The organism is Candidatus Aquicultor secundus (assembly GCF_002791875.1).
Taxonomy (GTDB): Bacteria; Actinomycetota; Aquicultoria; order Aquicultorales; family Aquicultoraceae; genus Aquicultor_A; species Aquicultor_A secundus.
The window spans coordinates 1-2,702 of the sequence record NZ_PFNG01000161.1 but is presented as its reverse complement, the minus strand read 5'-3'; the positions used below and the strand labels follow the sequence as shown (position 1 = coordinate 2,702).

General features: G+C 52.0%; 3 protein-coding genes. All 3 read right to left on the bottom strand.

Features of this window, described 5'->3' with window-relative positions; genetic code table 11:
- Positions 1–173: large ribosomal subunit protein bL21 (locus COY37_RS11870; RefSeq protein ID WP_353683007.1), on the bottom strand; the 173-nt coding region annotated here is incomplete at its 3' end.
- A gap of 88 nt (positions 174–261) precedes the next feature.
- Complete coding sequence (locus tag COY37_RS06690; protein ID WP_286976914.1) at positions 262–1,755, bottom strand: Rne/Rng family ribonuclease; 1,494 nt, start codon at positions 1,753–1,755, stop codon at positions 262–264.
- A 15-nt stretch (positions 1,756–1,770) separates the two neighbouring features.
- Complete coding sequence (locus tag COY37_RS06685) at positions 1,771–2,526, bottom strand: TIGR03936 family radical SAM-associated protein (protein WP_286976911.1); 756 nt, start codon at positions 2,524–2,526, stop codon at positions 1,771–1,773.
- Positions 2,527–2,702 lie beyond the last annotated feature (176 nt).

The window sequence follows — 2,702 nt, the reverse complement described above, 5'->3', positions numbered from 1 at the left end:
GCTACAACTTTTACCTTATCGAGGTTGTTGGCAACCACGTGATCATCACGGAGCATCAGAACATCTTCGATATCGAACTTATCGCCAGGGTTACCTTTTACCTGGTCGACTACGATCTCATCGCCCTTATTTACCTTATATTGTTGTCCACCGCATCTTATGATGGCATACATAGCAATCCTCCTTAGCAACAAGCATTGATGGTAGCATAAGGTCAAACAAGTGTCAACAACACCCAAGGAAAAGGCAGAAATTTTGTTTTCAATAGTAGTTGCTCATGCTCTGCTCGATTTGGGCTTCGGTGCCTTCATCTATCATCTCGGGGCGTCCGATGGGGACGGTATCGTCGAATATGAGGTGGGCTTTCTTGTCCCATTCAAGATCGAGGATATTGCCGGTGAGTTTGCCTTTTTGCTTGAGAAACTCCCGGCCGCGCGGGTTGACTTTGAAGACGAAGGACTCGGAGATATGGGTTGCAGCCAAGCGTTTAACCTGGCGGTACATTTGCATACCGATGGTCGCATCAGAAAGTATGACGCCCAGGCCGTGACAGCACGGGCAGGTTTCCGCCTGGAACTCGAGGAGTCCCTGGCTTACGTTCTTCCTGGTCATCTCGACAAGCCCGAGCTTGGATATCTCTATGACGCGGGTTTTGGTCCTGTCTGAGGCAAGCGCCTCATTCAGCACCCGGGATACTTCTTCTCTGTTGTCGGGGTCTTGCATGTCGATGAAGTCGATGACGATAATACCGCCGATATCCCGCAGCCGAAGCTGTCTGACTATCTCCCCTGCGGCCTCCAGGTTGGTCTTAAAAATCGTCTGCTCAAGGGTTGTTTTGCCGACATACTTGCCCGTGTTGACGTCGATTGCCGTAAGCGCCTCGGTGTGGTCGATGCTGATATAGCCGCCGCTTCGCAGCCATACCTTGCGCTTCATGGCGTTTTCGATGTCCTGGTTGATGTTATATTTATCAAAAAGCGGCAGCCGTTCGGAGTACAACTCGACCCGCTTGGCAAGCTCGGGGTCGGTGGACCCCAAAAAGTCGGTGATAGCATCGTAGTCCTCTTTGCTGTCGATCACAAGGCGCCTGAATTCGGGCGAAAACAGGTCGCGCACGATCCTGAGCGCAAGCTGCGGCTCCTGATAGATAAGCTGGACGGGCGCAGCATCGCGTACCTTCCGGCCTATCTTTCTCCAATATAAGAGCAGGCGTTTTAAGTCCGCCCGCAGATCGATAAGGTCTGCACCCTCGGCGGCGGTTCGGGCTATAAGCCCCTCACCACGCGGTTTTATTTGCTCACAGGTCTCTTTTAAACGACGCCGTTCCTCTTCGGGCAGACGCCGTGACGTCCCCACGAAATCGGAATACGGCAACAACACGAGGTAGCGCCCCGGCAGGGTCACCTGCGTGGTTACCCTAGCCCCTTTTGCGTCCATCGGCTCTTTGATTACCTGCACCAGGATATCCTGGCCCGGCTTGAGCAGGTGTTGGATGGGCGGCATCGGCTCGTCTTCGTTTTTCCCGGGAAAAACGATTTCTTCCACGTAAAGAAACGCGTTTCGCTCCACACCGATATCTACAAACGCCGCCTGCATCCCTGGGAGGATGTCCTTGACTCTTCCCAGGTAGATGTTGCCGACAATCGACGGAGCCTCCCGCCGCTCAAGGTATACCTCGACGAGTTCGCGGTCCTCGAGAACGGCAGCCCTGGTCTCGAAGGCGTCGACAGAGATCATCAATTCACGATTTGTCACGCTCACTTCCCATCTTCACACTTTCATAAAAATTCTTTCATAAAAATTATAAATATCTATTAACGGGTTACCCCGATTAACATACTGCTCAACGCGGTTAACTTCTGTAATCTTGAACCCTTTAAGGCCCGGGGAGACTTCAGACAGCTTACCGACTAAAAGTTCAGGGCGCGTGCTGTTGCTATCGCCGACGGACACCAGGATGTGAAACTCGTGCTCATTGTCGCTCTCACGCACGATCGTCCAATCGAGTAGAGCTACGTTTGTTTCTACCCATTTTTCCTTTCCCTTATGCCGTACGAGCAACCGCTCTTGACCCCTTATTTGGTCGATGAGGGATACGATATCGACGGAATCCGCATCGAACTCGACCTTCACCCGATACGCCGCGCTTTTTACAGCGCTTGCAATCGAGGGCTTTTTGTCACGGATATATTTCGCCCCGTAGATGCTTAATCCCTTCGGCAACGCGGAAGTTATTTTCGTTAGCAGTTGGTCCTCTGGAATAGGATGCACCAGCTCTGCCAGCAAGTATTCGGCCGAACTCGCAACGGCGACGGAAAGCGCCGGGCCATAGGATACCTTGGGCCTCGGATGAAATCCACCGCTCATCTTAATCTCGACCCCGGCACGCCGGAACGAGCGCTCGAGCGCACGTATCAGCTCCAGGTGCGAGAGGTATTTAAGCGGTCCGCTTTTCCCGTAATGTATGAGAACCTTATGATTGCTATTAAGATTGCCATGTGCGTTTGTCAGTTTAATCAACCTCACAAAGTAAAACTTGCATTGCCAAGCTATCATTCTGAAGCATTGTGAAGAATCCAGCACTTGTCATTCTGAGCGCCGGCAATTGTCATTCTGAGCGCCGGCAATTGTCATTCTGAGCGCAGCGAAGAATCTAGCGGGCACTCACGCACTTCTGTCACTTAAGTGCGTCTAAGCTTTGA